The following is a 23,346-nucleotide window of genomic DNA, read 5'->3' as shown; positions in this document are numbered from 1 at the left end:
TCCTCAAGCCGTGGCTTTCTGCGCTTTGGTTTCGCTGTTGGGCGGGCCGGCGAACTGGGTGGCGAAGCTGCCGACGGCGAGCATGTCGACTTCCAACAGGAACGGACCGGGTTGCGCCAGCGCGCCGTCGACCACGCGGCCGAAATCCTTCAGGTCGGTGACCAGGCCGTGGCGCAGGTTCAGCGATTCGGCCAGCTTGGAATAATCCGGGGTGTGCAGGTCGACGTAGCAGTGACGGCTGCCGTAGACCGCGTCCTGAATGTTGCGGATCACGCCATAGCGTTGATCGTTCATCAGCAGGATCACCACGTTGGCGTTCTCTTGCACCAGGGTCGCCAGCTCACCAAGGTTGAGGATGAAACCGCCGTCACCGGCCAGGGCGAAGACCTTGCGCTCAGGAGCCGTCTCCGCCGCGGCCACGGCGGCGCCGATGCCCATCGACAGGCCTTGGCCAATGCCGCCGCCGAGGGCATGCACGCCGGCGCGTGGGTGGTACAACGTCAACAGACGGTTGCCCCAGATGCTGTTGGACAGCGTGACATCGCGCACCCAGCTGAAATTGCGCCCGGTGCTGGCTTGCAGCTGTTCGACCATCGCCGAGTACGGGCCGAGGTCGGCGATCAGTTGCGTGCGGGATTTTTCGCGAACGGCCTTGAGCTCGGCGAGGAACGTCGGGTCGATCTGCAAGCGACCTTCGAGGCGATCCGCCAGGCCTTCGAGGGCCAGCGCCGCGTCACCGCAGATGAACAGCTCGCTGTTGTAGCTGCGACCTTCGATGGCCGGGTTGGCGTCGATGCGCAAGGTGTTGCGCGGCAACTTCAGCGCGTACTTGAACGTCTCGTTGCTGCGCAGGCGGGAACCGGCGATCAGCAGGGCGTCGCAGCTTTGCAGGAACTTCTCGACCAGTTTGTTTTGCGAAAACGCCCCGAGGCAGCGCTCGTCATCTTCGTTGACCACGCCGCGACCTTGAGTCGAGGTGATCACGCCGACGCCCATGTCCAGCAGGCGTTTGACTTGCGGGCCGGCATGCCGCGCGCCACCGCCCAGCCACAGCAGGGGACGGGTGGCACTGGCCAGGCGCTCGGCGACCAGGTCCAGCGCTTCGGGCGCGGGCACGGCCACCGGGATTGGCAGGGGCGACAGGTCGGTCGGCATCGGAATGAAGGTCGACTGGATGTCGATCGGGATTTCCACGCTGACCGGCCCGGTCGGCGCGGTCAGTGCGGTTTGTACGGCCAGCTTCATGGTGCTGAGGGCGGTTTCGACGCTGCGCACCCGGAACGCGGCTTTCGACACGGCCTTGAGCATGGTCAGTTGATCGCGGGCTTCGTGGATGTAGGCGAACTCCTGATCCAGGTACGGCGTTTCGATCTGCCCGGTGATGTGCAGCAGCGGCGTGCCGGCGGTCAGTGCTTCGACCAGTGCCCCGGCGGCGTTACCGGCGGCGGTGCCGGTGGACGTCAGGCACACGCCCAAGCCACCGGTGGTGCGGGCATAGGCATCGGCCATGTTGGTGGCACCGGCTTCACCCCGGGCCATGACAAAACGGATGTTGCCGCGCACGGCGAACGCATCGAGGATCGGCATGTTGTGGATCGAGATCACGCCGAAGGCGGCCTTGACGTCGCACTGCTCGAGAAATGCGGTGATGGCAGCGCCAACGGTGACAGTATTTTCATTACGCATGGCGGGACAGGCCTCCGGAAACATCGATATGGCTGCCTGTGGTGTAAGCCGACAGAGGCGAGGCCAGAAACAGGATCGCGCGGGCCGCTTCAATCGGCAGGCCCAGGCGCCCCAAGGGAATGTGTTTTTGTTGAGCCAATCGGGCGGTCCATCGGCTCCAGTCCAGCTCCCGTTCTTCGCGGGCTTCGAAACGTCGGCGCCATTGCCCGGACTCGACCAGGCCGATGAGGATGCCGTTGACCCGAATGCCTTCGGCGGCAAATTCGGTGGCCATTGAACGCACCAGGTTCATCACCCCGGCACGCGCGGCGGAGGTGGCGACCATGTGCGGCTCCGGCTGGCTGGCCAGCAGCGAATTGACGCAGACGATGGCGGCGTTCGACCGGCCTTGCAGCTGCGCCTTGAAGGCGCGAACCGGATTGATCACCGAGAAGAATTTCAGGTTCAACTCTTCGGTCCAGGCGTTGTCGGTGGTGTCGGCGAAGGTCGAGACCCGACCTTGTCCGGCGTTGTTGATCAACACGCTGGCCGGTCCCAGTGCGGCCAGGCTGGCGGCGGCAAAGGCGTTGACCGAGTCCGCATCAAGCACGTTGCACACCTGGGCCAGCAATTTCGCCGCGGGGAAGCGTTGGCGCAACTCGGCTTCGGCGCTGCGCAGGCGATCTGCGTCGCGACCGCAAAAGGCCACGGCGGCGCCGGCTTCGAGCAGCAACTCGACACAGGCCAGGCCAATCCCGGAAGAGCCGCCGGTCACGATTGCGGTGCTGTCTTGCAGTTGATAGAGACTCATCTCAATCCCTCATCAAGGCGGTCACGCGGTGCTGGCCGTCGTGGCCGGCAGCGCTGTTGTAGTCGAGCAACCGCGACAGCTCGTCGGCGCTGCGACGCACCTGCAGGAGCAATTCGTTGAAATTGACGTGGGCGATCTGGGTGGTCGGAATGGTCACGCCCAAGGCGGCGACGATCTGTCCGGATTGATCGCGTACCGGTGCGGCGACGGTCGAGATTGCTGACTCGAAGAAGCCTTCACCGCTGACAAAACCGCGCTGACGGTCGGCCTGGACCATGTCGAACAGCTCCATCACGGTTTTCGGCGTGCAGGGCGAGAACTGTTCCAGGTGATCTTCCGGGTACAGCTCGCGCAGCTCGGCCAGCGACAGGTCTTCGAGCAGAATGCGCCCCAGGACCGTGGCGTGGGCGGGCAGGCGGGTGCCCACGTTCACCGCGCTGGAGAACACCGACGGCGGCGAGACCTTGGCCACGTAGACGATCGAGCGCCCGTCGCGCACCACCAGGTTGCTCGGGTAGTTGAGGCGGTCGCACAGGCGGGCCAGCAGCGGCTGGCCGAGCTCGGTCAGTTCCAGCGAGGCCAGGTATTCGAAGCCCAGGCGCAGCACCGACATGCCGAGGCGATATTCATTGCCGCTGCGGGTGACGAACCCCATGGTTTCCAGGGTCGTCAGCAAGCGGAAAATCGTCGAGCGCGGCAGCGCCAGACGCCGGGCCAGTTCCGGCGCGGTCAGCGTGCGGTTGCGCCGGCTGAACTCGCAGAGCAACAGCAGGCCGCGCTCCAGTCCTGGCACGATGTATTTGTCCTGAGCGTCCTTCAGCAGATCTGAATCGTTCATAGCGATGCACCTGTCAGGGATTGTTTGATGGCGCAGGCCAGACGGCCCGCCACCACACAAGGTTGTTCGATGGGGCTGGCGTGCCCGGCATCGGCGATAAGGTTGAACGTGCCGCCCAGGGCCTTGGCCAGGGACAGGCAGCTTTCGGGCGCGGTGATGCCGTCGGCTTCGCCGCAATGCACTTCGCACGGCATCGACAGCGGGGCGTGGCGCAGCAGGTCATCGCCGCACAGCAATTCGATGGCCTGGCGATAGCCCTCGGGATTGAGCCGGGCCATGTTCCAGTGCACCCAGGCCTGTGCCTTCGGGCTGGCGCCGGGCGACAGCATGTAGGCACTGCGTTGCTCGGCCATGCCTTGGACGCCCAGTTGTTCCAGGGCGCGCAAGCGTTTGTTGCGCACTTCCTGGCGCTGCAAGGCGCGCGATGGATGGCCGTAGCCTTGGGCGGGGCTGATCAAGACCAGCCGGCTGATGCGCTGCTGGTGCACGCCGCTGGCGAAGGCGGTGGCGGTCATCGCACCCAGGGAGTGACCCACCAGCACACACCGCTGGATGTCCAGGGCATCGAGCATCTGCAGCAGCCGTTCGGCGTAGTCCGAAGCGTCCGGGGCCAAGGCCCTGAGCGGCGTGGAATCACCGTAGCCGGGAGCGTCCCAGGCGATCACCCGGGCGCTCTGGCCAAGCTCCAGCGCCACCTGCAGCCACGACGCCGAGCCCGAGCCGATCCCGTGCAGCAACACGATGGCCGGCCCGGCCCCGCATTCGCGCAAGGCCTGGCGGGCGCCTGCGAGCTCCAGCGTGCGCTGGGGAAAGTGCAGGGCCAGCTGGGCCTGGAGGTCAGCCGTGAGCTTCGGGACGTGATTGTCGATGGCGTGCAACATGGGCTTATCCGCGCTTGATCGAGGCCAGGGGGTGTTCTGGCGGGTAGGTTGGGGTGACGGGTTTTTTCGCGCCGAGCATCACGCACATCAGCGCGTCTTCATCGCCGATGTTGATCTCTTCGCGGTACACGCCGGGCGGCACGGAAATCACGTCGCGGTCGGTGAGGATGGTTTCGAAACGCTCGCCGTCCTTTTCGATCACCACCTTGAGTTTGCCGCGCAGCACGAAGAACACTTCTTCAACGTCGGTGTGCAGGTGCGGCGGGCCTTCGTGACCGGCCGGAATCACCATGGTGGAAAAGGTGAAGTTCTCCGACGGGATGGTGTTCATGTCAGTGCTCACGCCAGTGCCGCCAGTGCCGATGTAGCGCATTTGCGCGCGGCGGAATTTCGGGTCGTAGTCGGCCTGGAACTTCAGCGCGTTCCAGTCGTACTTGCGCGTTTCGTAGCGGGCGATGCGGGTCTGCATCCAGCTTTCAAGGTCGCTGCCGGCGGGTTGTTCCCAGCTTTTCGGGGTGGCTTGCTGTGAAGAAGAGTGTGCTGATAAATCGGTCATGGCTGTCTCCAGAAAGTCAAGGCATGACGAACCCGCCGTTGACCGGCAGGGTTTGTCCAGTGATGAAACGGGCGAGGTCGGACAGCGCGAACAGCACGGCGCCGCTGACGTCTTCGGGAAGTTGTGGGCGCTGAATCGCGCGCTGGTCGTTGTACAAACGGTGACGCGCTTCGGGCACGTAGGCGGTGGCTTCGACCAGCACCAGGCCAGGCGCGATGGCATTGACCGTGATGTTGTCGCCGCCCAGTTCGCGGGCCAGGCTGCGGGTCATGGCGATGATCGCGCCCTTGCTGGCGACATAGGCCAACAGGTTCGGCGCGCCCCATAGCGGGGTGTCGGACGCGAGGTTGACGATGGCGCCATGGCCACTGGCACGCAGGGCCGGCAAACAGGCCTTGGTCATCAACCAGGTGCCGCGCACATTGACCTGCATCACCTGATCCCAGGTATCGAGGCTCAGCTCTTCGCAGGTCTTGCCGCCGGAATTGGTGATCGACGCGTTGTTGACCAGGCCGTCGATTCCGCCGAGTAAACGGGTGGTCTCAGCGACGCAGGCGTCGATCGAATCCGGTTGCGCCAGGTCCACGGTCACGCCATGCACGACCAGGCCTTCAGCGACCAGCTCGGCGGCCGATTGCTGGACGCGCTCGGCGAGAATGTCGGCGATCACCACCTGGGCACCGGCCCGGCCGATGGCCTGGGCGAAGGCGTAACCCAGGCCGCGGGCGCCACCGGTGACCAGCACGCGACGGCCTTCGAGCAAACGATTGAGGGCCGTCATCATTGAGTACTCAGCATGGCTTTGGGCATGTAATGCAGAATGCGTTTCTCGGCCCAGACCACCGCGCCGTAAGCGAGCACACCGATCAGCGTCAGCATGACGATGGCGACGAACACGCCCGCGGTATTGCCCTGGCCTTCGGCATCGACCAGCAGGAAGCCCAAGCCCTGGTTGCCGCCGACCAGTTCACCGACGGTGACGCCGATCACGGCCAGGGTCGAGGCAATGCGCAAGCCCGAGAACAGCGCGGCCATGGCCGATGGGAACTCCACCAGGCGGAAGATCTGCCAGCGGCTGGCGTTCATGGTCCGGACGAGGTTGATCATGTCCGGGTCAACGGTGCGGATGGCCGACAGCACGTTGATCATCACCGGGAAGAACACAATCAGGATGGCGATCAGAATCTTTGGGTAGATGGTGTAGCCCAGCCACATGACGAACAGCGGGGCGAAGGCGACTTTCGGCGCGATCTGCAGCGCCAGGATGTACGGCGACAGCATGGCTTCAGCGGCGGGCGAGAGACCGAGCGAGACGCCGATCGCCACACCGAGCAGGGCGCCCAGGCCGAAGCCGACGATGATTTCGAAGGCGGTGATCAAGGTGTGCTGCAACAGGCCGCCGGTCTGCCACATCACCACGCCTTCCTGGGCCACCCGGCTCAGTTGCGGCATGACGAACTCGGGCATGCCGAGCAGTCCCGGGCCCCATTGCCAGAGCACCAGGAACAGGATCAGCAGGGCAACGCTGCCGAGCATGGAGTTATTGAGGTTTTTCATCGTGTCGGTACCTTGTTGTCACTGACCGTTATTGCGCGGCGGTTTGGGTGTCGATGAACTGGTTGGTGTACAGGTCGTCGAGCTTCGGTTCCTGGGTGACGATGCCTTCGCTGACATAGAACTGACGAACCGCTTCCAGGCGCACCGGATCGATTCGGCCCAGCACGGTCTGGTTGGCATAGACGTGCTCGACGTAGAGCTTGAAGATTTTCTCCAGCGAATCTTCCTTGCCGGCATAGGCGGGAACAGCCTTGGCAAAGGTCACGGCGGCCGCGCGGGGGTCTTCAATGATGTCGCGCATTCCGTGCAGGGTTGCCTGGACCGTGCCGCGAACAATGTCCGGGTGATTCTTGATGGCATCGTCGGAGGCGAGGATCGACTGAGCCATGCTTTCGAAGATCTGCGCTTGCGGGATCAGCTTGATCTTCACCCCGGCTTCTTCGGCGTTGACCACCCAGTCCGGCACGCCGGCCATTGCCACGGCTTTGTCCGCCGAGAACAATTGCCAGACACCGGCGGGCCCGGCGGCCTGAATGTTCACCTCGTTTTTGCTCAGGCCGGCTTTACGCAGGGAGGCGAGCAAGGCGTAGTAGGTGGTGTCGGAGTAGGACATCACGGTCATCGTCTTGCCTTTGAGGTCGGTGATCGAATTGATGTTTTGCGCCGCATTGGTAGCAATCATGGTGACGCCGCCGGCGCCCAGCACCGCGACGTTGCGCACCGGAATTCCGTTGGCCCGTACCACAATTGGCGTATCACCGAGGGCGCCACCGAGCATGGCGTTACCCGCACCGATCTGTTTTGCCACGTCCACACCGCCCTTGGCCGCGATGAAGGTCATGTTCAGGTTCTGGGCGGCGTAGTAACCCTTTTGCTGCGCAATGATCCACGGCGCGAACGCCGGCAGGTTCGGCGGCGCCGGCATCAAGTAAGTCACGTCGGTCGACTGCGCCTGGGCAGCGAGTGCCATGCCCAGGCCGAGCGCAATGCCGGTGGCTTGGCTGAAACGTTGAAACAGAGACTTGAACATGCGTACTCCTGAATCGGTTGATGGCCACAAGGGCGATTGATCAATGCAGTTCGGTGTTTTCGCTGACTTGCAGCAACTCCATCAGGCGACCGACCAGCGGGCCGATTTCCGGCAGCTTGCGGCGCTCCAGCGGGTTGTCGCGAAACGGCAGATCAATCTCGATTTCTTCGATGATGGTGCCGGGGCGGGCGCTCATGACCAGCAAGCGATCAGACATGGCGATGCCTTCGATCAGGTCATGGGTGATGAACAGGGCGGTTTTCTTTTCATCGAACAGCATCCGCGCCATGTCCTGCTGCAGGATCATCTTGGTCTGCGCATCCAGGGCCGAAAACGGTTCGTCGAGGAACAACACCTGCGGGTCGATGGCCAGGGTGCGAGCCAGGGCAGCACGCTGGCGCATGCCACCCGACAACTGGAAGGGGTAGTGGTCGGCAAAACCTTGCAGGTGGCAGCGATCGAGCAGATCTTTGGCCACCGCCTGGCGCGTGGCCGCCGGCACACCCTGGATTTCCAGGCCCAGCTCGACATTGCGGCGAATGCTGCGCCACGGCATCAGCAGGTCTTTTTGCAGCATGAACGCGACCTGACGGACCGGACCGGTAACGGCTTCACCCCCGACGAAGACTTCGCCTTCGGTAGGGCGATACAGCCCGGAACCCATATTGAGGATGGTGCTCTTGCCACAACCGGAAGGGCCGATGATCGACACCACTTCACCGCGGCGAATCTTGAAGTTCACCTCGCGAATGGCAAACGGCGCTTCGGACTTTCCCTTGGCCGGGAAGCATTTGCCGACATTGCGGAATTCAATTTCGGTGGGCTCCGGATTGTCCTTGGAAGCGGGCTTATTCCATTGAGGGGCGACGGCGTACATCTCTTTCACAGCCATTGGGAAGGGTCTCTGGTCTGTTTTATAGGTGATACGCCGTTTAGTGCATGAACAATGCCAGAGATGTGAGAGATTTATTTTTTGTCAAAAACTCCTTTGTTATTAGATATTTAAGAAGATTTCAGCTTATTTCGCGCGTTTCATATATGAAACGTGGTTTCCTATTTGGCACGAAATTGCCCATCGATTGTGCGTGGCTCGGAAAATCGCGAGCGCGCAGTGCCTTTTCAGGTAACGCCTTATGAGGGGAAATAGCGGATTTGTTTCACGTATGAAACGTCGGTGGGGCGTGTGAAGCGGGTTACGCAGGCGGAGTTCGTCTGACTTGAGCAGCGGCTGGCCAGGCCCCTGGCAGGGCCGGCCATATTTAGATCCGGTTAATGGCAAGTTCCTGGCAACTTCAGGAAGTCATCCACCGATACGGATCTGCGGTGTAACGGACATGCCGACCCGCAACTTCGCCGCCCCGGGCTGATCGGGATCGATGCGAATGCGCACAGGCAAACGCTGGACGATCTTGGTGAAGTTACCCGTGGCATTGTGCGGCGCAACGGGGGAGTAGCTGACTCCGCTGGCCGGCCCCAGGCTTTGCACCGTTCCTTTGAGCGTCTCGCCCGGCAAGGCATCCACCTCGATGTCCACCGCTTGGCCGGTCTGTACCCGGGCCAGTTGTGTCTCGCGAAAGTTGGCGGTGATGTAGACCTCGTCGAGCGGCTGCAGACCTGCCTGGGTCTTTTCCCTACCGGCTAATTGAATGCTCAATTGCGCTTCGGCCTGTTGCCGCGCTTGCGCGGTGCCCGAGCCGTCGGTGGCCAGGTTGCGATAGCGCGCATGATTGACCCGGGGCGTGTCAGGTTGCTCGAGAAACTGTCCATCACCGAACCGGTGGCCATCAACGCCAGGGAAATGACCAACGGCATGAACAGGTGCGAGGGATGGATGGTCAACGTGCTGGAGGCCAGGCCGGCAACACTGCCCAATAGCATGACCATATAGAGACTGTGTATCTGCTGACTGCCTAGATTCAGGTTTTGCAGCAAGCCCACGGCCCCAGTCGACTGCTCAGAGAGCACCATGCGAATCAGGGCTTAAGCAGAACACGCAGCCCAGCGAGGCCAATGCCATGCCCAGCTCAAACAGATAAAGTCCGCGCCACTCAGCGATCTGCAATAGGTCTTCGGAAAACAGCCGCGCCATCGGCAACGCCAGTTGCGAGGTACCCAGGCCCAGCACTAGCCCCTTCATGCGCCACTTCGCCGGGAAAGCCTGAATCATGTAATACAAACCCAGCGTACCCAACGCCGCACCCACCATTCCGTGAGTGGCGCGCACTGCGATGGTCTTTCAAAAACCAATACGAAAGTTCTCGGAAATCTGGAATGAAACAACCTGCATCAGATCGGAAGCACTGTTCCAGCATCAGGCATATACCGCTTTGAAGGTGGTGGCGACGAGATCACCTCGAATAACTGCCCTTCGCAAAGGGCAGCTGAGCGCGCTACCGTCCGTCGAATGCGGGCCAGCCCGCGCTACCGGCGCAGATTCCGCGGCTACGCTTCACTAGCCAATGCTACACCTACCTACGCCCCGCAGTTCTGAGCGTGCCCATCGAACTCAATCAGTTCCGAATGGAGCAAAGAGCTATGCGCCCCTTCAAGTTGATCGCTTACTTTCCTGTTGCGATTGCCGGCGCCTTCCTGGCATCGGCACCCTTGTTTGCCGAGCAAGTTACCGGCACGCTGGGTTCACCCAGCGCCACCATCAGTATCAGCGGCTCGCAGCTGCCACCTCCCGATCCGAAATTTGGCGGCGTCATTCAGGAAGGCGCCCTACATTCCAAACCGTGGTGGGCGCCGCGCGTTGTTCCGCCGAAAGGGGCGCCCAATGTGCTGTTGATCATCACCGACGACGCCGGCTTTGGCGTGCCCAGCACCTTCGGTGGCGTCATTCCGACACCCACGATGGATCGCATCGCGCAGCAGGGGCTGCGCTTCAACCGGGTCTTCTCTACGGCGCTGTGCTCGCCGACTCGGGCCGCGCTGATCACCGGGCGCAATCACCACTCGGCAGGCTTCGGTGTGATCTCTGAGCAGTCGACCGGCTTCCCAGGCTACAACAGCATCATCGACCGGGACAAGGCAACGATCGGGCGCATCCTGCTAGATAATGGCTACTCGACTTCCTGGTTCGGCAAGGACCACAACACGCCAGTCTTCGCTGCCAGCCAGGCCGGGCCATTCGATCAATGGCCAACCGGCATGGGCTTTGAGTACTTCTACGGCTTCGTCGGCGGTGATGCCAATCAATGGGAGCCAAACCTGTTTCGCAATACGACCCAGATCTATCCGTTCCTTGGCAAGTCGCCCGGCACCTGGAACCTGGTCACGGCCATGGCCGATGATGCGATCGACTGGATGACGCGTATCCATCAGATCGACCCCAACAAACCGTTTTTCATCAAGTACGCGCCCGGCGCCACGCACGCGCCGCACCACCCAACCAAGGAGTGGGTAGACAAAATCAGCCAGATGAAGCTCTTCGACGAGGGGTGGAACAAAGTGCGCGAGCGCATCTTCGAAAACCAGAAGCGCCTGGGGGTGGTTCCAAAAGATGCCCAGTTGCCACCGTGGCCGAAAGAGGTGCTGAAGGAGTGGGACCAACTGACGGCCGAGGAGCAGAAGCTCTATATCCGTCAGGTTGAGGTCTTCGCCGCCTATGTCGCCTACAGCGACAGTGAGATCGGCCGCGTCGTCCAGGCGGTCGAGGATCTGGGCAAGCTCGACAATACGTTGGTCATCTATATCAATGGCGACAACGGCACCAGTGCCGAGGGGGGACCACTTGGCACCCCCAACGAAGTCGCCTTTTTCAACGGCATCAGTGTGCCGGTTGCGGAACAAATGAAGTACTACGACGTATGGGGCACCGATAAAACCTATAACCACATGTCGGCCGGTTGGTCCTGGACCTTCGACACACCGTTTTCCTGGTTCAAGCAAAATGCCTCGCAGCTCGGCGGCATCAATCAGAACATGGTGGTGTCATGGCCGGCGCGGATCAAGGACAAGGGCGGCCTGCGCGAGCAGTTCGTGCATGTGATCGATGTGGTGCCAACGATCCTTGAGGCGGCCGCGATCCGAGCGCCCGACACGGTGGATGGCATCCAGCAGATACCGATCGAAGGGACGAGCTTTGCCTACACCTTCGACGCGAAGAATGCCAAGGTGCCGTCGCAGCACACGACGCAATACTTCGAAATGTTTGGCCAGTGGGCCCTGTACAAGGACGGCTGGTTTCTGAGCACGAAGGTCAATCGTGCGCCGTGGGAAGCCTTTGGCCCGGCCAACGCGGATCCGTTGAACAACCAGGAGCTTGAGCTCTTTAACCTGAACACCGACTTCAACCAGACCGATAACCTCGCGGCCGAGAACCAGGAGAAGGTCAACGAGATGAAGCAGATGTTCATCGCCGAGGCCAAGAAGTACCAGGTTTTGCCGCTGGACGCCTCCGTGGCTGCGCGCATCATTGCGCCGCGCCCAAACATCACCGCCGGACGCACGGAGTTCGTCTATACGAAGCCGATGACAGGATTGCCGCAGGGTGACTCGCCGCTGTTGCTAAACACCTCCTACACGATCAGCGCCGACATTGAAGTGCCGCAGGGTGGTGCCGAGGGCATGATCCTAACGTCTGGAGGACGGTTCTCGGGGTATGGTTTCTACCTGCTGAAGGGTAAACCAGTGTTCTTGTGGAATCTGATTGATCTGCAACGCCTGAAGTGGGAAGACACTGAGGCGCTACCGCCGGGCCGGCACACGATTGAGTTTGACTTCAAGTACGACGGGGTGGGTGTGGGCACGCTCGAGTTCAACGACTTCAGTGGCCTCGCCCAGCCCGGCACTGGCACGCTCAAGGTGGATGACAAGGTGGTCGCCACACAACGTATGGAGCGCACGCTGCCGATGATCCTGCAGTGGGACGAGGCGTTCGACATCGGTTCCGACACACTGACCGGCGTGAACGATGCGGACTACCTGCCGCCGTTCCCACTGACGGCCAAACTGAACAAGCTGACGATCAAGGTCGATCGCCCCCACTTGTCACCCGAGGACATCAAGAAGTTGCAGGCGGCAATGGAGGAGAAGGCAAAGCAGGATTGAGCCCGCTTCGGGTGTGAGGAGCCCAGGCCGTGCCTGCCTGGGCGCGGATTTCACCCGTGGCCAAAGGGTTAGAAATGGTCACAACCTACAGAACCCAAGGGGGGCGCAAATGCTTATCAGGAATCGGCGATTGGGCATCGCTTTAGTCGCAGTAGGGATGGTGTCTGCCGGCCTGGCTTTTGCGGCGTACCAGCACATTCGCGGTCCGTCGCCTTTGACCCTCGGTGATGGGGAAAATGGCCCCGTGGGTATGGTCTGGCTGCCTGCGGGTGAATTTTTGATGGGCAGCGACCATAAGCAGGCGCGACCTAACGAGGGGCCGGCCCACAAGGTTCAACTCGACGGCTATTGGATCGACCGCTACGACGTCACCAATGCCGATTTCGCCCGCTTCATTGCTGAAACGCATTACGTCACCACCGCCGAACGCAAACCCGAATGGGACGATCTGAAAGTCCAGCTACCGCCAGGGACACCTGAGCCCGACGACAGTGTCATGGTGCCCGGGGCATTGGTTTTCGCGGGCACCGACCGGCCAGTCGCCCTGAATGATTTCAGTCAGTGGTGGGCATTTGTCCCCGGAGCTGACTGGCGCCACCCATTGGGCCCGGACAGTTCAATTGAGGGCAAGGAAACCCATCCCGTGGTGCAGGTCTCACTTGAAGATGCGCAGGCGTATGCAAAGTGGGCAAATAAGCGCCTGCTGACTGAAGCTGAATGGGAGTACGCCGCCAGAGGCGGACTGGAACAAGCGACCTATGCATGGGGGAATGATTTCGCACCCAATGGGGAAAAAATGGCGAACACTTGGGATGAGGTACAACCGTTTCCCGTGACCGGGGCCAGCAATAAATTCAAGATCGGCACCAAACCGGTAGGCAGTTACAGACCTAACGCCTACGGGCTATACGACATGTCCGGGAACGTTTGGCAGTGGGTCGCCGATTGGTATCGTGCCGATGCGTTTAGAGTCGGGCATCAGCCGGCAAGTGCGGTGGCTGTGAACCCGAAGGGGCCATCCGATAGCTATGATCCTGAACTCGGGGTTACCGCCAACGCACCGCAGCGTGTGATCCGAGGTGGTTCTTTTCTTTGTAGCGACAGCTACTGTACGAGCTTTCGAACCAGTGCCAGGCAGGGTGCGGATCCTATGAATTCCATGTCCCATCTCGGGTTTCGCTTAGCTATGAGCAATGATGAATGGGAAAAGAACCGCTGAATAAATACGTAGGTGAGTGCCATTCTCTGGTGCAATCCACCTATCGGCTGGCCCCACAGGACTCGTGAGGAAGCACATGATCGATGGTTCCGCCGTTTTGACAGTTTTTATGGTCTACCTGGCCGGTGTCGTTATCCCTGGGCCAAATTTCGTCGCCGTGGTCCATAAAGCAGTGGCTGCTACACGGTCAGAAGCCTTGGCCTTGGTCGCGGGTATCGTACTGGTCAACTTGTTCTGGTCCACCTGTGCAATTGCAGGTCTTGGGGTTGTATTTGCTGCGTTCCCTTGGGCTGCGCTTGTTGTGAAGATTCTGGGGGCCGCCTACCTGATGTGGTTCGGATTCCGACTACTGATCAACCCAGGGAAGAATGCGCCTGGCCCGCTAAATGATGCCGTCGCCGGTAGTTGCAGGCAGTCCTTTATTCAGGGGGTGGTGACCAACATTGGCAACCCCAAGTCCATGGCTTTCTATGCCGCCGTTTTTTCAGCCGCAGCCCCTGCCCACGTTTCGCCAGGCACGTTTGTGTCGATGCTGGCTGTTGTCGTGGTGGTTTCAATGAGCTGGTATGGGATGGTCGCCATCGCTCTTTCGCAACCCAGGATATCTTCCGCGTATCAAGGGAGGAAAAAAGCAATTGATCGACTGTGCGGTGGCTTGATTTTGTCTCTGGGGATTCGCCAGTTGGTTTAGCAGTCTCATTGCCTGGTCGCTCACCCCATGTTGCTTTCGAACCTCATCTAAGGCTTTTTTCCCCGGCATGGCCCTCGCGCACGCTGAGACCGGGACTTACTTCGCCAATCCAGATTCAAACATCGGAAATTTCTGATGGTAGGTTTTTTTTGGCTGTTTCTATACTGGCCCCCCAATCAGAGGTTTAAGCGCCACGACTGGTCACGCACATGGCCATGCGGTTGAAGTGACTGCTGGCGGCTGAAAAATCATTCGCGGCTGGAGGGTTTTCCCGGAGGGCAATAAAAAACAAGAAAGCTGTCAATCAATTCTGAACAAGCCATTGGTGTTTGGTTTGTTCGGGTTTTGAGTATCTGCATTTTGCTTAGTTGAATAATAAGAGCGGCGTTCAAATCCATTCAGACGGTTTGACGCTATAACATCTTCTATAGCTATTAATCAGAGCCCCTCGACAAGCGCCGTCTGCGGGCGGCGTGTTTACATTCACGTCGCGATTTCTGCATACCCGCGTCGGGACCGTTCTCGGCTGGGCGTACTCCGTTGCCTGCATGGCGGTGATGGCCATGTGCGCGATCATCGGAAGCGAATACATCCAGGCGCTGATTCCGGCCCTGGCGGGTCCGCTTAACGCCAAACTGATCGGGACGGGTATGGTCCTGATCTTTCTGGCCATTTCCTGCAAAGGCGTCAATGCCACAGCCAAAGTCGCCAGCGTCTTTCTGATTTTCGAGATCAGTGTTGTTGCCGGGCTCGGGCTGATGGGCATCATCAACCCTCAGGTTCCGGATTTGTCGGTCATTTCCATGTACACACTGGAAGGGTGGGATGGTTGGTCCGCGATCGGACCGGGGGTGCTGTTCGGTGTATGGATGCTCGCCAACTTCGATTCTGCGATCAACTACATCGAGGAGTCGCGTGTTCCGGTTCGTACCGTACAACGCTCCATGTTGCTCGTCCTGACTTCCGCCTTTGTCATTTACACCCTCGCGGCTATCGGTTGGCAATACGCCGTGCCGGTAGAGAAACTGGCGGCAATTATCGAGGACGGCAACGGTGGGCCCATTGCAGCTGTCGCGAAAGAGCTGGTGGAGCTTCCATCCAGCTGGGCGCTGGATGACTGGCCTCAGTACATGCACAGCATCGACCTTGATTTTCAGATGCCGATTCAGTCGCCGCAACGCGCCGTCGAGGTTTTCAAGGCCGAGTTCGATGCTGCCTGGGAGTATGGCGCTCTCTTCATACCCGTCTGGCATCCTTTCCTTTCCGGTCGTTTGTCACGATGGCATGAAGTGTCGAAGTTGATCGAATACATGATGGCCAAAGGTGATGTCTGGTTTGCACGGATGGATGAGATCGCCGCGCACGTCCAGCGCAGTGTATCCACGGGCGCCTATAGACCACGGATTGATAGGCTGCCTTATTATCAGGGACCGGTTAAAGCGCATAAGTAGCCGTTCTGAGGGTCCGAGTGACCGCTCCTGGCCCGAAAGCAGCCTCTGGCAAGGTGCCAGCAGTCGACCCATCGCAGACATCGGCTAACGTAGAACTCGTCGGTGCTGCATGGCTTTATCGCTCAGCTCTCAGGGGAACTGATTGGGTCAGGACTGGATTCAGCAGCCAGTTTCAATCGATCCGCTTTACTAATGTATTTAGACTTGCTTGGCGGTGCCAATTTGGCGCTGGCCTTTTTGGCGTGAGCCTTTAATAGCTGCTTTATTTTTTTACGACGATTCATATCTTTCTGCTCAGCTTGTAATTGTTCAATGATATCAGCTACATCACCCCTCACGCTGAATGCGGAACTGTTTCGGTGACAGCCCCGTGCCGCGCTTGAAAAAGCGCGAGAAGTAAGCCGGCTCGGAAAAGCCCAGGCTGTCGGACACCTGATTGATGGTCATGGTGGTGTAAACCAGATCGCGCTTGGCCTCCAGCAACAAGCGCTGGTTGATCATTTGCAAGGCCGATTGCCCCGAGAGGCGTCGGCACAGGGCGTTGAGGTGCGCGCCGCTGATCCCCAGCGCTGCCGCATAGTGCTCGATGGGCAGATGCTCGCGAAAGCGCAGTTCCAGCGTCCGGCTGAAGTCCTTCAAATACTCGCGACCCCGGTCAAGCTGCACCGCGTCCGGTAACGACTGTTCCAGGTTACGGCGACTGAGCCAGATCGACAGCACTGTGATCAACGATTGCAGCATCGGATCACGGCCGGGTTGGGGCTGGCTGTATTCCTGGGTGATGGCGGAAAACAGCGTGTCCAGATACAGGTGCGCGGAACCGATCGGGTAACAGGCAGCGGTGGTCAACACGGGACTGTTGAGCGAGGCGCCGAGCTGCTCGGCCAGCGGCTGCGCCAGGCTGAGCACGTGACCTTGAATATCCTCGGAGAACTTGAAGGTGTGCACGCTCAGCGCGGGCACGACCTGCAACGAGGGTGAATCAATGTGGTTGATCACGTCTTCGACTTTCAGCGTCGCCTGCCCCGACTGCACATATAACAGCTGCACCAGATCGCTGTGCCGATGGGGTTTTATTTCCCAGCCATGCAGTTTGCTGCGCTCGGGAATCGACTCGCAATGAATCAGATCGGGTGTCGGCCAAGCGCCGGTCTCACCGTAAAGCTTGAACACCGGAACCGGCGTAGCGAGTGATTTCGACATTTACCCCTCCCTTGCTACGATCCACGAAAAGTCCATGGAATGTATCAAATAGTGCCTTCTTATCCCCGCTTCATCCACTAAAAATACAGGTAACAAAAACAAACAGACTGTGAGGCGCCACGCCAGCAGTCGCACAAGACAGGATTACCGCCATGAAAACCCAAGTCGCCATCATCGGCTCCGGCCCGTCCGGCCTCTTGCTCGGTCAACTGCTGCATCGCGCCGGCATCGACAACGTCATCGTCGAACGCCAGACGCCGGACTACATCCTCAGCCGTATTCGTGCCGGTGTACTCGAGCAAGGCACCATCGACCTGCTGCGCGAAGCCGGCGTCCACGAACGCATGGATGCCGAAGGCCTGGTCCACGAGGGTGTCGAGTTGCAGGTGGCCGGCAAGCGCATCCATGTCGACCTGAAGACGCTGACCGGCGGCAAGACAGTCATGGTGTATGGCCAGACCGAACTCACCCGCGACTTGATGGAGGCCCGCACCGCTAACGGCGCCCCGGCCATCTACTCGGCCGAGAACGTGCAGCCGCACGACATGAAGGGTGAAAGCCCCTACGTCACCTACGAAAAAAATGGCGAAACCCACCGGATCGATTGCGACTACATCGCCGGTTGCGACGGCTTCCACGGCGTCGCACGAAAGAGCATCCCCGCAGACGTGCTCACGCACTACGAGCGAGACTATCCATTCGGCTGGCTGGGCCTGTTGTCCGATACCCCACCGGTCAACCATGAACTGATTTATGCCCACCACGACCGCGGTTTCGTCCTGTGCAGCCAACGCTCGCTGACCCGTAGCCGTTACTACCTGCAAGTGCCGCTGACCGACAAGGTCGAACAGTGGTCCGATGAGCGCTTCTGGGATGAGCTCAAGGCACGCCTGCCGCAAGACGTGGCCGACAGACTGGTGACTGGTCCGTCACTGGAAAAGAGCATCGCGCCGCTGCGCAGCTCTGTGGTCGAGCCGATGCAGTACGGCAAACTGTTCCTCGTCGGCGACGCCGCGCACATCGTGCCACCGACCGGCGCCAAAGGCTTGAACCTGGCCGCCTCCGACGTGCACTACCTGTATCGCATCCTGGTCAAGGTCTACAAGGAAGGCCGCACCGACTTGCTGGAGAAATACTCCGAACTGGCACTGCGGCGTGTCTGGAAAGGCGAGCGTTTCAGCTGGTTCATGACCAACCTGCTGCACGACTTCGGTGACCATAAAGATGCGTGGGATCAGAAGATGCAGCAGGCTGATCGTGAGTATTTTTTCAACTCCCACGCTGGGTTGGTCAACATTGCGGAGAACTATGTGGGGTTGCCTTACGAAGAGGTCGAGTAAGCAGCCTATGCTTGATAGTTAAAGACCGGCGCGCCACGCCATAAAGACAGGAGACCGCCCATGAGCGACCGAAGCAATGCAGCGATGTTGAGATTTGGTCCGGCGTTTGCGTCGTTGCGCGATGGCCTTTCGGTCGCTCAGCAGATTGACGACACACTTTGGGTGGCCAATGACGAAACCACGAGCCTGGAACGTCTGAAAATCCAGGATGCTGCGCCCGGCGACGTCGTAAGGTGCGATGAGCACCAATCGTTTCAGCTCCTGGAGTATCTGGATCTGCCCCTACCGAAGCAAGACGCCGAGATCGATATCGAGGGGTTGGCCTATGACAGTGGTTACCTCTGGGTGGTGGGCTCCCATAGTCTGAAGCGAAAGAACGCCGAGGCCGGCACTTCTGCACAGAAAAATATCAAGCGCCTATCGACGGTAGAGGCGGACAGCAATCGCTTTCTGCTGGCCCGCATCCCTGTGGTACAGCAGAACGACGGCTATGCACTCGCCAGGAAGGTGGACGCCGATGGACGTACGGCGGCGCAGCTACGTGGCAGCGAGGTCGGTAACGACCTGACCACGGCAATCGCTGAAGATCCTCAGCTACGCGACTTCCTGAGTCTCCCGGGTAAAGACAACGGCTTCGATATCGAAGGGTTGGCGGTGATCGGCTCGCGCCTTCTGCTGGGGCTGCGTGGACCGGTCCTTCGCGGTTGGGCTGTGCTGCTGGAGATCGAACCCGAGCCGAACGGCGACTCGACTGACACGCTGGTGCTCAAGAAGATTGGTCCAGATGGACGCCGCTACCGCAAGCACTTCTTCGCGCTAAATGGCCTGGGCTTGCGTGACCTGTGCACTAGCGGTGACGATCTGCTGATCCTGGCGGGTCCCACCATGGACCTGGACGGTCCGGTAACGGTCTTCCGCTGGCGCGGCGGTTTCGCGTCCGACAAGGAAAGCGTGGTCTTTACGGATCAATTGGAGAAGGTGCTGGAGGTGCCTTTCGGGCAAGGCAACGATCACGCTGAGGCCATGTGTCTGTTCGAATCGGGCGAGCAGCTTGGGGAGGTTTTGCTGATCCTCTACGACTCCGCGGCGGAAAGTCGTAAACACGGCGATACGGATGTGGAAGGGGACCTGTTCATCCTGAATTAGCCACGCACCTCGACGTTATCGCGGCCTGTAGGCAAGCACAACAGTTGACCTGCGTCAGAGCTCACGAGCTCGATGCAGCTCAACCTTTGCCAACCAGTCCCCGGTTCTGGGGACGAGGGGAGGGACGAGGGGACGGATTTATTTTTCGGAAAATAAATCCGTCTCCCTTTTTTTTCGCTGAAAATAAATACGTCCCCGGTCGATGCTAGAGCGTTGCTATCCGACCCAAAGCAGCCGCCCGGCGCATCCTGCACCTTGGGGCCGCGGGTCAGTGTTGCCATGCCATCCTGCACGGTGCCGATGCTCTCGAACAGCGAGGTCATCTGCCACATGATCCAGTGCGACATGCCATTGATACGCAACGCCATGGCGGTGATTGCCGCCACGGCACCTGCGCCGACCTCACCTTGGTGCCATAGCCACAGGGCATAACCACCTGCTGCCATGATCAAGGCCACCACCAATGCCTGGTTGACGATCTCGAACTGGCTTACGAGGCGCATCTGGCGAAAGCCGGTCTGCTTGAAATCCTCCATGGCCGCACGCGCGAAGTGTGCTTCACGATTGGAATGGGAGAACAGCTTCACTGTCGTGATGTTGGTATAGGCGTCTGAGATACGTCCGGTCATCGAGGAGCGCGCATGCGCCTGTTCCTGCCCCACTTTCCCCAAGCGGGGTACGAAGTAGAGCATGGCTAGCCCGAACAACAGGATCCAGGCAATGAAAGGCAGCATCAGTTTCAGTGCGAAGCCGCCGGCCAGCGCAATGATCGCGATGAAATACACCCCGATTCCGGGTGCGATCTCAATCAGGGTGAACAGCACGTCGCGCACGGCCAGCGCAGTCTGCATCACCTTGGTGGTGACCCGGCCGGAAAACTCATCGGAAAAGAACGAAAGGCTTTGCCGTAGCATCAAACGGTGGAAGTCCCAACGCAGCCGCAACGGCAGGTTGATCGCCAATATCTGGTGCTGCACCATGGTGCGCAACGCCACCAGCCCGACACTGGTCGCCATGACGATGCCCATGCCCCACAACACGCGACTTTCCTGCGCAGCCGCATCACCGGCCTGCCTTCCAGGTCGAGAGTAGATCCACGACCTGACCGAGGAAAGAAAACAGCCAGGCTTCGTAGATCGACACACCGGCACTCAGCAGCGCAAACGCAAGAATATAGCCGCGGGCGCCCCGTGTGCACGCCCACAGGAACCGAGCCAGGCCCTCGGGCGGCGGTGGTACTTCGTCAGGAGGAAAGGGGTCGAGCCTTTGTTCAAATGCACGAAGCATGGTGGTCTCCAAAACGATCAAGTTCAGGAGATTCTGCCATTGAACGGTTGCTTTGAGGGTTTTGCGGGGTTGAGGCATGTCGCTGTTGGCGGCTTGCTTTGTGTGTAGGGTTGCCGGACGCGGGGCACTCATACGTTGCCAGAAACACAGTCGGCAGGGCTAAAACGGCTGTTATCGGGGGCTGTTGGCCAAGAGGGGACGAAGCGCTTTCGGACAGAAGCTGCCGTTCACAATTCCAATCGATCAGCCTTGGACTCCGAGGCGTAGCTGATGACCTATTTAGAATGTCCAGCCCTCAGTACCTATCGGTGCATCACCCAAAGCCCATCTCGACGCATCAAAAAATTTGAACCGCTTTTGGACGCGCTCGCCTAATGATCAGCTTGTGGATAATCCCACAGGCAATGTGCCAATACCGGCATACTCCGAGAGGTGGTCAACGTGGCTAAAGACGAGAAGAAAAGCAAAGGTGAGTCTTCAAAAACCAGCAAGGAATTGAAAGACAAAAAGTCATCACCGGCAAAGAAATCAGCTGCGGCGTCGGCTCTTTCGAAATATTCCGAAAAGAAAGACAAGAAAAAAGATGCCGAACCAAAGAAATCTGCAAAAAAAGCTGATAGCAAGCCAGAAAAGGCTAAGAAATCAGAGAAGGCAGAAAAGCCGGCGAAAAAGAAAAAGTGACATCTGCTATCTGCTAGGGCTTTACGCCCTAGCTTCCTCACGCTGTGTTGCCTTCGATGTCGCCACCGGCAGCAATGGGTCCAGGCTGTGTGAAAACGCACTGAATACGTCGAAAACTAAGAGTCGCGAGGGTTGCCTGTGGAATCAGCGGGCGGAAGCGCGAATTACCTTAGCCAGCGACATAGACGTTCGTAATGCCGTTTGGGCCGCGTCAGCGGCCCAAACGGCTACTAACGGCTGAGCAAGCGGCTGGATTCACGCTCTGATCGCCTCAAGCAGTCCTGCGATGCCGAAGATGCTCATCATTCGTTTGAGGTTGTAGGCGAGCACATGAAGGCTCATCTCAGTGCTCACCCTCGGCAGGGTTTTGGTCAGGAAGTGGGTACTTCCCATCCAGTACTTGAGCGTTCCAAAAGGATGTTCAACGGTCTGTCGACGAACCCTCATCATCGCTGGATCACGTTCTAGCCGAACCTGCATCGCGTCGACTACAGCCTCATGTTCCCAGCGCTTCACACGGCGCTCCTTACCCGTAGTACATTGCTTTTGCATGGAGCAGGACTGGCAGCCCGAGAAGTAGTAACAATGCAATAACATGCCGTCTTCTATCGACGAATGCCGCCTGGTTAGTAACTGCCCCGCAGGGCATCGATACTCGTCCGACGCAATAAGATAGATGAAATCCTGCTTGCCGAATCTGCCTTCGGCTTTGCTGCCTGATGTCAGGGGTTTCGGTACGAAGGTGGTGATGTCAGCCTGCTCGCAGGCAAGGATTTCCAGCCCCTTGTAATAGCCTCGGTCGGCCACCACCGTCAGCGATTCAGCGCCGATCTCTTCACGCGCTTGGTTCGCCATATTGCTCAGTTGCGCCCGGTCATTGCCAACGTTGGTCACCTCATGGGCAATGATCAGATGGTGCTTGTCGTCGACTGCTGTTTGTACGTTATAGCCAACCGTTCCGGTGCCTCGGCCGCTCGTGGCCATTGAGCGTGCATCTGGATCGGTAAGAGAGATTTGTTGGTCTGGACTGTCGTGAAGCTGCGCCTCGATTTCCTTGAGTGTCTGCATCTGCTTTTTCAGTGTTTCTATCTTTTCTTTAAGCCGCTCGGCTTTGGCCTCGGCCACTTCGGGCGTTGCCCGATCCGCCGAATCCATCGCCGCCAGATATCGATCAATGCTCTGCTCGATCTGCTGCATGCGTGCCTTCACCTTGCCCTGAGTGAAGTTGCGGTCGCGATTATTGACGGCTTTGAATTTGCTGCCGTCGATGGCGATGATCGATTGGGAGAAGAGGTTAAGGTTGCGACAAAGCACCACAAACTGCCGGCAGACACTGCGAATAGCCTTGCCATTGTCCTTGCGAAAGTCGGCGATGGTTTTGAAATCTGGAGCCAAACGGCCCGTCAGCCACATCAACTCGACGTTACGCTGGGCCTCACGCTCAAGCCGGCGGCTGGACTGAATCCGATTGAGATAGCCGTAGATATAGATCTTCAGCAAGATCGCTGGGTGGTAGGCCGGACGACCAGTTGCAGCAGGATCGACACCCTCAAACCCAAGTGCACCTAGGTCAAGTTCATCGACGAAAACGTCGACCACGCGCACTGGATTTTCTTCAGCTACGTAATCGTCCAAGCACTCCGGCAGCAACGTGACTTGCGTCCGAGCCTCACCTTCAATGAATCGCTTCATGATCGCCCCCGATACGATCTCGACGATCAGAAGGTTAGACAATCACTGGCGTTTTCACACAGCCTGGACCCATTGCGGACACTGCCTAACGTTGAGCTAAGGGGTTGGCTTTAGCCGGTCCCAGTGAGCGAAGCGAACGATTTTACGCATTGTTAGGCCGCGCCACGGACTTGAGCCGGCTGTAGAAAGTAAGTGTTCAGCGTTGCTGGATTTGTGGCTTGAAGCATACGCGTGCAGGCTTTCAGG

General features: G+C 59.3%; 19 protein-coding genes and 3 pseudogenes. 7 read left to right on the top strand and 15 right to left on the bottom strand.

Translation table 11 applies throughout. The features are described 5' to 3' along the window. Positions 1 to 3: 3 nt before the first annotated feature. The 11 genes and pseudogenes from ACA067_RS21230 to ACA067_RS21180 form a co-directional block, all read right to left on the bottom strand. Complete coding sequence (locus tag ACA067_RS21230) at positions 4 to 1,686, bottom strand: thiamine pyrophosphate-binding protein (protein ID WP_497458354.1); 1,683 nt, start codon at positions 1,684 to 1,686, stop codon at positions 4 to 6. Beyond that, the gene (locus ACA067_RS21225) at positions 1,679 to 2,476 is read right to left on the bottom strand and encodes an SDR family oxidoreductase (RefSeq protein WP_497458353.1); all 798 of its coding nucleotides are present in this window, start codon (positions 2,474 to 2,476) and stop codon (positions 1,679 to 1,681) included. The genes ACA067_RS21230 and ACA067_RS21225 overlap by 8 nt, the downstream gene beginning before the upstream one ends. Before the next feature lies 1 nt (position 2,477). Next, the gene (locus tag ACA067_RS21220) at positions 2,478 to 3,314 is read right to left on the bottom strand and encodes an IclR family transcriptional regulator (RefSeq protein WP_082930373.1); all 837 of its coding nucleotides are present in this window, start codon (positions 3,312 to 3,314) and stop codon (positions 2,478 to 2,480) included. Next, on the bottom strand, positions 3,311 to 4,195 hold the full coding sequence (locus ACA067_RS21215; RefSeq protein ID WP_497458352.1) for an alpha/beta fold hydrolase: 885 nt from the start codon (positions 4,193 to 4,195) through the stop codon (positions 3,311 to 3,313). Before ACA067_RS21215 ends, ACA067_RS21220 begins: the two co-directional genes overlap by 4 nt. Positions 4,196 to 4,199: 4 nt before the next feature. Further along, positions 4,200 to 4,751 carry a cupin domain-containing protein gene (locus ACA067_RS21210; protein ID WP_497458351.1) on the bottom strand — a complete coding sequence of 184 codons (552 nt, stop codon included), beginning with the start codon at positions 4,749 to 4,751 and terminating at the stop codon, positions 4,200 to 4,202. Between the two features lie 16 nt (positions 4,752 to 4,767). Beyond that, positions 4,768 to 5,535: an SDR family oxidoreductase gene (locus tag ACA067_RS21205; protein WP_497458350.1), complete on the bottom strand. Its 768-nt coding sequence runs from the start codon at positions 5,533 to 5,535 to the stop codon at positions 4,768 to 4,770. Further along, positions 5,532 to 6,308 (bottom strand): ABC transporter permease, encoded by a 777-nt coding sequence (locus ACA067_RS21200; RefSeq protein ID WP_497458349.1) that lies wholly within the window; start codon positions 6,306 to 6,308, stop codon positions 5,532 to 5,534. The genes ACA067_RS21205 and ACA067_RS21200 overlap by 4 nt, the downstream gene beginning before the upstream one ends. Positions 6,309 to 6,336: 28 nt before the next feature. Further along, the gene (locus tag ACA067_RS21195; RefSeq protein ID WP_497458348.1) at positions 6,337 to 7,338 is read right to left on the bottom strand and encodes an ABC transporter substrate-binding protein; all 1,002 of its coding nucleotides are present in this window, start codon (positions 7,336 to 7,338) and stop codon (positions 6,337 to 6,339) included. Between the two features lie 40 nt (positions 7,339 to 7,378). Next, entirely contained in the window at positions 7,379 to 8,215 is an 837-nt protein-coding gene (locus ACA067_RS21190) for an ABC transporter ATP-binding protein (RefSeq protein ID WP_497462823.1), read from the bottom strand. Between the two features lie 423 nt (positions 8,216 to 8,638). After that, positions 8,639 to 9,070 (bottom strand): annotated as a pseudogene (locus ACA067_RS21185) (HlyD family secretion protein); the annotation flags it as partial. Then, positions 9,064 to 9,568: pseudogene (locus ACA067_RS21180) on the bottom strand (hypothetical protein); the annotation flags it as partial. The pseudogenes ACA067_RS21185 and ACA067_RS21180, both read right to left, overlap by 7 nt. Positions 9,569 to 9,873: 305 nt before the next feature. Between ACA067_RS21180 and ACA067_RS21175 the strand changes: the two are divergent. The 4 genes from ACA067_RS21175 to ACA067_RS21160 all read left to right on the top strand — a co-directional run bounded on the left by ACA067_RS21175 (position 9,874) and on the right by ACA067_RS21160 (position 15,751). After that, positions 9,874 to 12,390 (top strand): arylsulfatase, encoded by a 2,517-nt coding sequence (locus ACA067_RS21175; protein ID WP_497458347.1) that lies wholly within the window; start codon positions 9,874 to 9,876, stop codon positions 12,388 to 12,390. Positions 12,391 to 12,499: 109 nt separating this feature from the next. Continuing rightward, on the top strand, positions 12,500 to 13,609 hold the full coding sequence (locus ACA067_RS21170; RefSeq protein WP_497458346.1) for a formylglycine-generating enzyme family protein: 1,110 nt from the start codon (positions 12,500 to 12,502) through the stop codon (positions 13,607 to 13,609). Positions 13,610 to 13,685: 76 nt separating this feature from the next. After that, the gene (locus ACA067_RS21165) at positions 13,686 to 14,300 is read left to right on the top strand and encodes a LysE family translocator (RefSeq protein ID WP_497458345.1); all 615 of its coding nucleotides are present in this window, start codon (positions 13,686 to 13,688) and stop codon (positions 14,298 to 14,300) included. A gap of 437 nt (positions 14,301 to 14,737) precedes the next feature. After that, positions 14,738 to 15,751, top strand: coding sequence for an amino acid permease (locus ACA067_RS21160; RefSeq protein ID WP_497462822.1), 1,014 nt, complete (start codon positions 14,738 to 14,740; stop codon positions 15,749 to 15,751). A gap of 122 nt (positions 15,752 to 15,873) precedes the next feature. Here the strand turns inward: ACA067_RS21160 and ACA067_RS21155 are convergent, their stop codons facing one another. Together ACA067_RS21155 and ACA067_RS21150 are read right to left on the bottom strand one after the other, a co-directional pair. Beyond that, positions 15,874 to 16,035: a DUF2986 domain-containing protein gene (locus ACA067_RS21155; RefSeq protein WP_497458344.1), complete on the bottom strand. Its 162-nt coding sequence runs from the start codon at positions 16,033 to 16,035 to the stop codon at positions 15,874 to 15,876. A gap of 43 nt (positions 16,036 to 16,078) precedes the next feature. Next, the gene (locus ACA067_RS21150; RefSeq protein ID WP_497458343.1) at positions 16,079 to 16,954 is read right to left on the bottom strand and encodes a helix-turn-helix domain-containing protein; all 876 of its coding nucleotides are present in this window, start codon (positions 16,952 to 16,954) and stop codon (positions 16,079 to 16,081) included. Between the two features lie 152 nt (positions 16,955 to 17,106). On the opposite strand from ACA067_RS21150, the gene pobA reads away from it, so the two are divergent. Further along, a complete protein-coding gene (gene pobA, locus ACA067_RS21145; protein ID WP_497458342.1) occupies positions 17,107 to 18,294 on the top strand; it encodes a 4-hydroxybenzoate 3-monooxygenase in 1,188 nt (395 codons plus the stop codon). 60 nt (positions 18,295 to 18,354) lie between these two features. Then, the gene (locus tag ACA067_RS21140) at positions 18,355 to 19,440 is read left to right on the top strand and encodes a DUF3616 domain-containing protein (protein ID WP_497458341.1); all 1,086 of its coding nucleotides are present in this window, start codon (positions 18,355 to 18,357) and stop codon (positions 19,438 to 19,440) included. 179 nt (positions 19,441 to 19,619) lie between these two features. On the opposite strand, the pseudogene ACA067_RS21135 reads toward ACA067_RS21140, so the two are convergent. Continuing rightward, positions 19,620 to 20,727: pseudogene (locus tag ACA067_RS21135) on the bottom strand (ABC transporter transmembrane domain-containing protein); the annotation flags it as partial. Positions 20,728 to 21,159: 432 nt separating this feature from the next. Here ACA067_RS21135 and ACA067_RS21130 point away from each other — a divergent pair. Then, positions 21,160 to 21,408 carry a hypothetical protein gene (locus ACA067_RS21130; RefSeq protein ID WP_497458340.1) on the top strand — a complete coding sequence of 83 codons (249 nt, stop codon included), beginning with the start codon at positions 21,160 to 21,162 and terminating at the stop codon, positions 21,406 to 21,408. 255 nt (positions 21,409 to 21,663) lie between these two features. On the opposite strand, the gene ACA067_RS21125 is transcribed toward ACA067_RS21130, so the two are convergent. Further along, positions 21,664 to 23,100 carry an IS1182 family transposase gene (locus tag ACA067_RS21125; protein WP_497458339.1) on the bottom strand — a complete coding sequence of 479 codons (1,437 nt, stop codon included), beginning with the start codon at positions 23,098 to 23,100 and terminating at the stop codon, positions 21,664 to 21,666. Positions 23,101 to 23,346 lie beyond the last annotated feature (246 nt).

The sequence above is a fragment of the Pseudomonas sp. LBUM1674 genome, assembly GCF_059695635.1.
Note: the sequence above shows the minus strand (reverse complement) of the source record. Positions and strands in the feature narration are given on the sequence as shown.

Coding starts and splice junctions, on each gene's coding strand:
- ACA067_RS21230 (WP_497458354.1), bottom strand. CDS start 1,686: ATGCGTAATGAAAATACTGTCACCGTTGGCGCTGCCATCACCGCATTT.
- ACA067_RS21225 (WP_497458353.1), bottom strand. CDS start 2,476: ATGAGTCTCTATCAACTGCAAGACAGCACCGCAATCGTGACCGGCGGC.
- ACA067_RS21220 (WP_082930373.1), bottom strand. CDS start 3,314: ATGAACGATTCAGATCTGCTGAAGGACGCTCAGGACAAATACATCGTG.
- ACA067_RS21215 (WP_497458352.1), bottom strand. CDS start 4,195: ATGTTGCACGCCATCGACAATCACGTCCCGAAGCTCACGGCTGACCTC.
- ACA067_RS21210 (WP_497458351.1), bottom strand. CDS start 4,751: ATGACCGATTTATCAGCACACTCTTCTTCACAGCAAGCCACCCCGAAA.
- ACA067_RS21205 (WP_497458350.1), bottom strand. CDS start 5,535: ATGATGACGGCCCTCAATCGTTTGCTCGAAGGCCGTCGCGTGCTGGTC.
- ACA067_RS21200 (WP_497458349.1), bottom strand. CDS start 6,308: ATGAAAAACCTCAATAACTCCATGCTCGGCAGCGTTGCCCTGCTGATC.
- ACA067_RS21195 (WP_497458348.1), bottom strand. CDS start 7,338: ATGTTCAAGTCTCTGTTTCAACGTTTCAGCCAAGCCACCGGCATTGCG.
- ACA067_RS21190 (WP_497462823.1), bottom strand. CDS start 8,215: ATGTACGCCGTCGCCCCTCAATGGAATAAGCCCGCTTCCAAGGACAAT.
- ACA067_RS21175 (WP_497458347.1), top strand. CDS start 9,874: ATGCGCCCCTTCAAGTTGATCGCTTACTTTCCTGTTGCGATTGCCGGC.
- ACA067_RS21170 (WP_497458346.1), top strand. CDS start 12,500: ATGCTTATCAGGAATCGGCGATTGGGCATCGCTTTAGTCGCAGTAGGG.
- ACA067_RS21165 (WP_497458345.1), top strand. CDS start 13,686: ATGATCGATGGTTCCGCCGTTTTGACAGTTTTTATGGTCTACCTGGCC.
- ACA067_RS21155 (WP_497458344.1), bottom strand. CDS start 16,035: ATGAATCGTCGTAAAAAAATAAAGCAGCTATTAAAGGCTCACGCCAAA.
- ACA067_RS21150 (WP_497458343.1), bottom strand. CDS start 16,954: ATGTCGAAATCACTCGCTACGCCGGTTCCGGTGTTCAAGCTTTACGGT.
- pobA (WP_497458342.1), top strand. CDS start 17,107: ATGAAAACCCAAGTCGCCATCATCGGCTCCGGCCCGTCCGGCCTCTTG.
- ACA067_RS21140 (WP_497458341.1), top strand. CDS start 18,355: ATGAGCGACCGAAGCAATGCAGCGATGTTGAGATTTGGTCCGGCGTTT.
- ACA067_RS21125 (WP_497458339.1), bottom strand. CDS start 23,100: ATGAAGCGATTCATTGAAGGTGAGGCTCGGACGCAAGTCACGTTGCTG.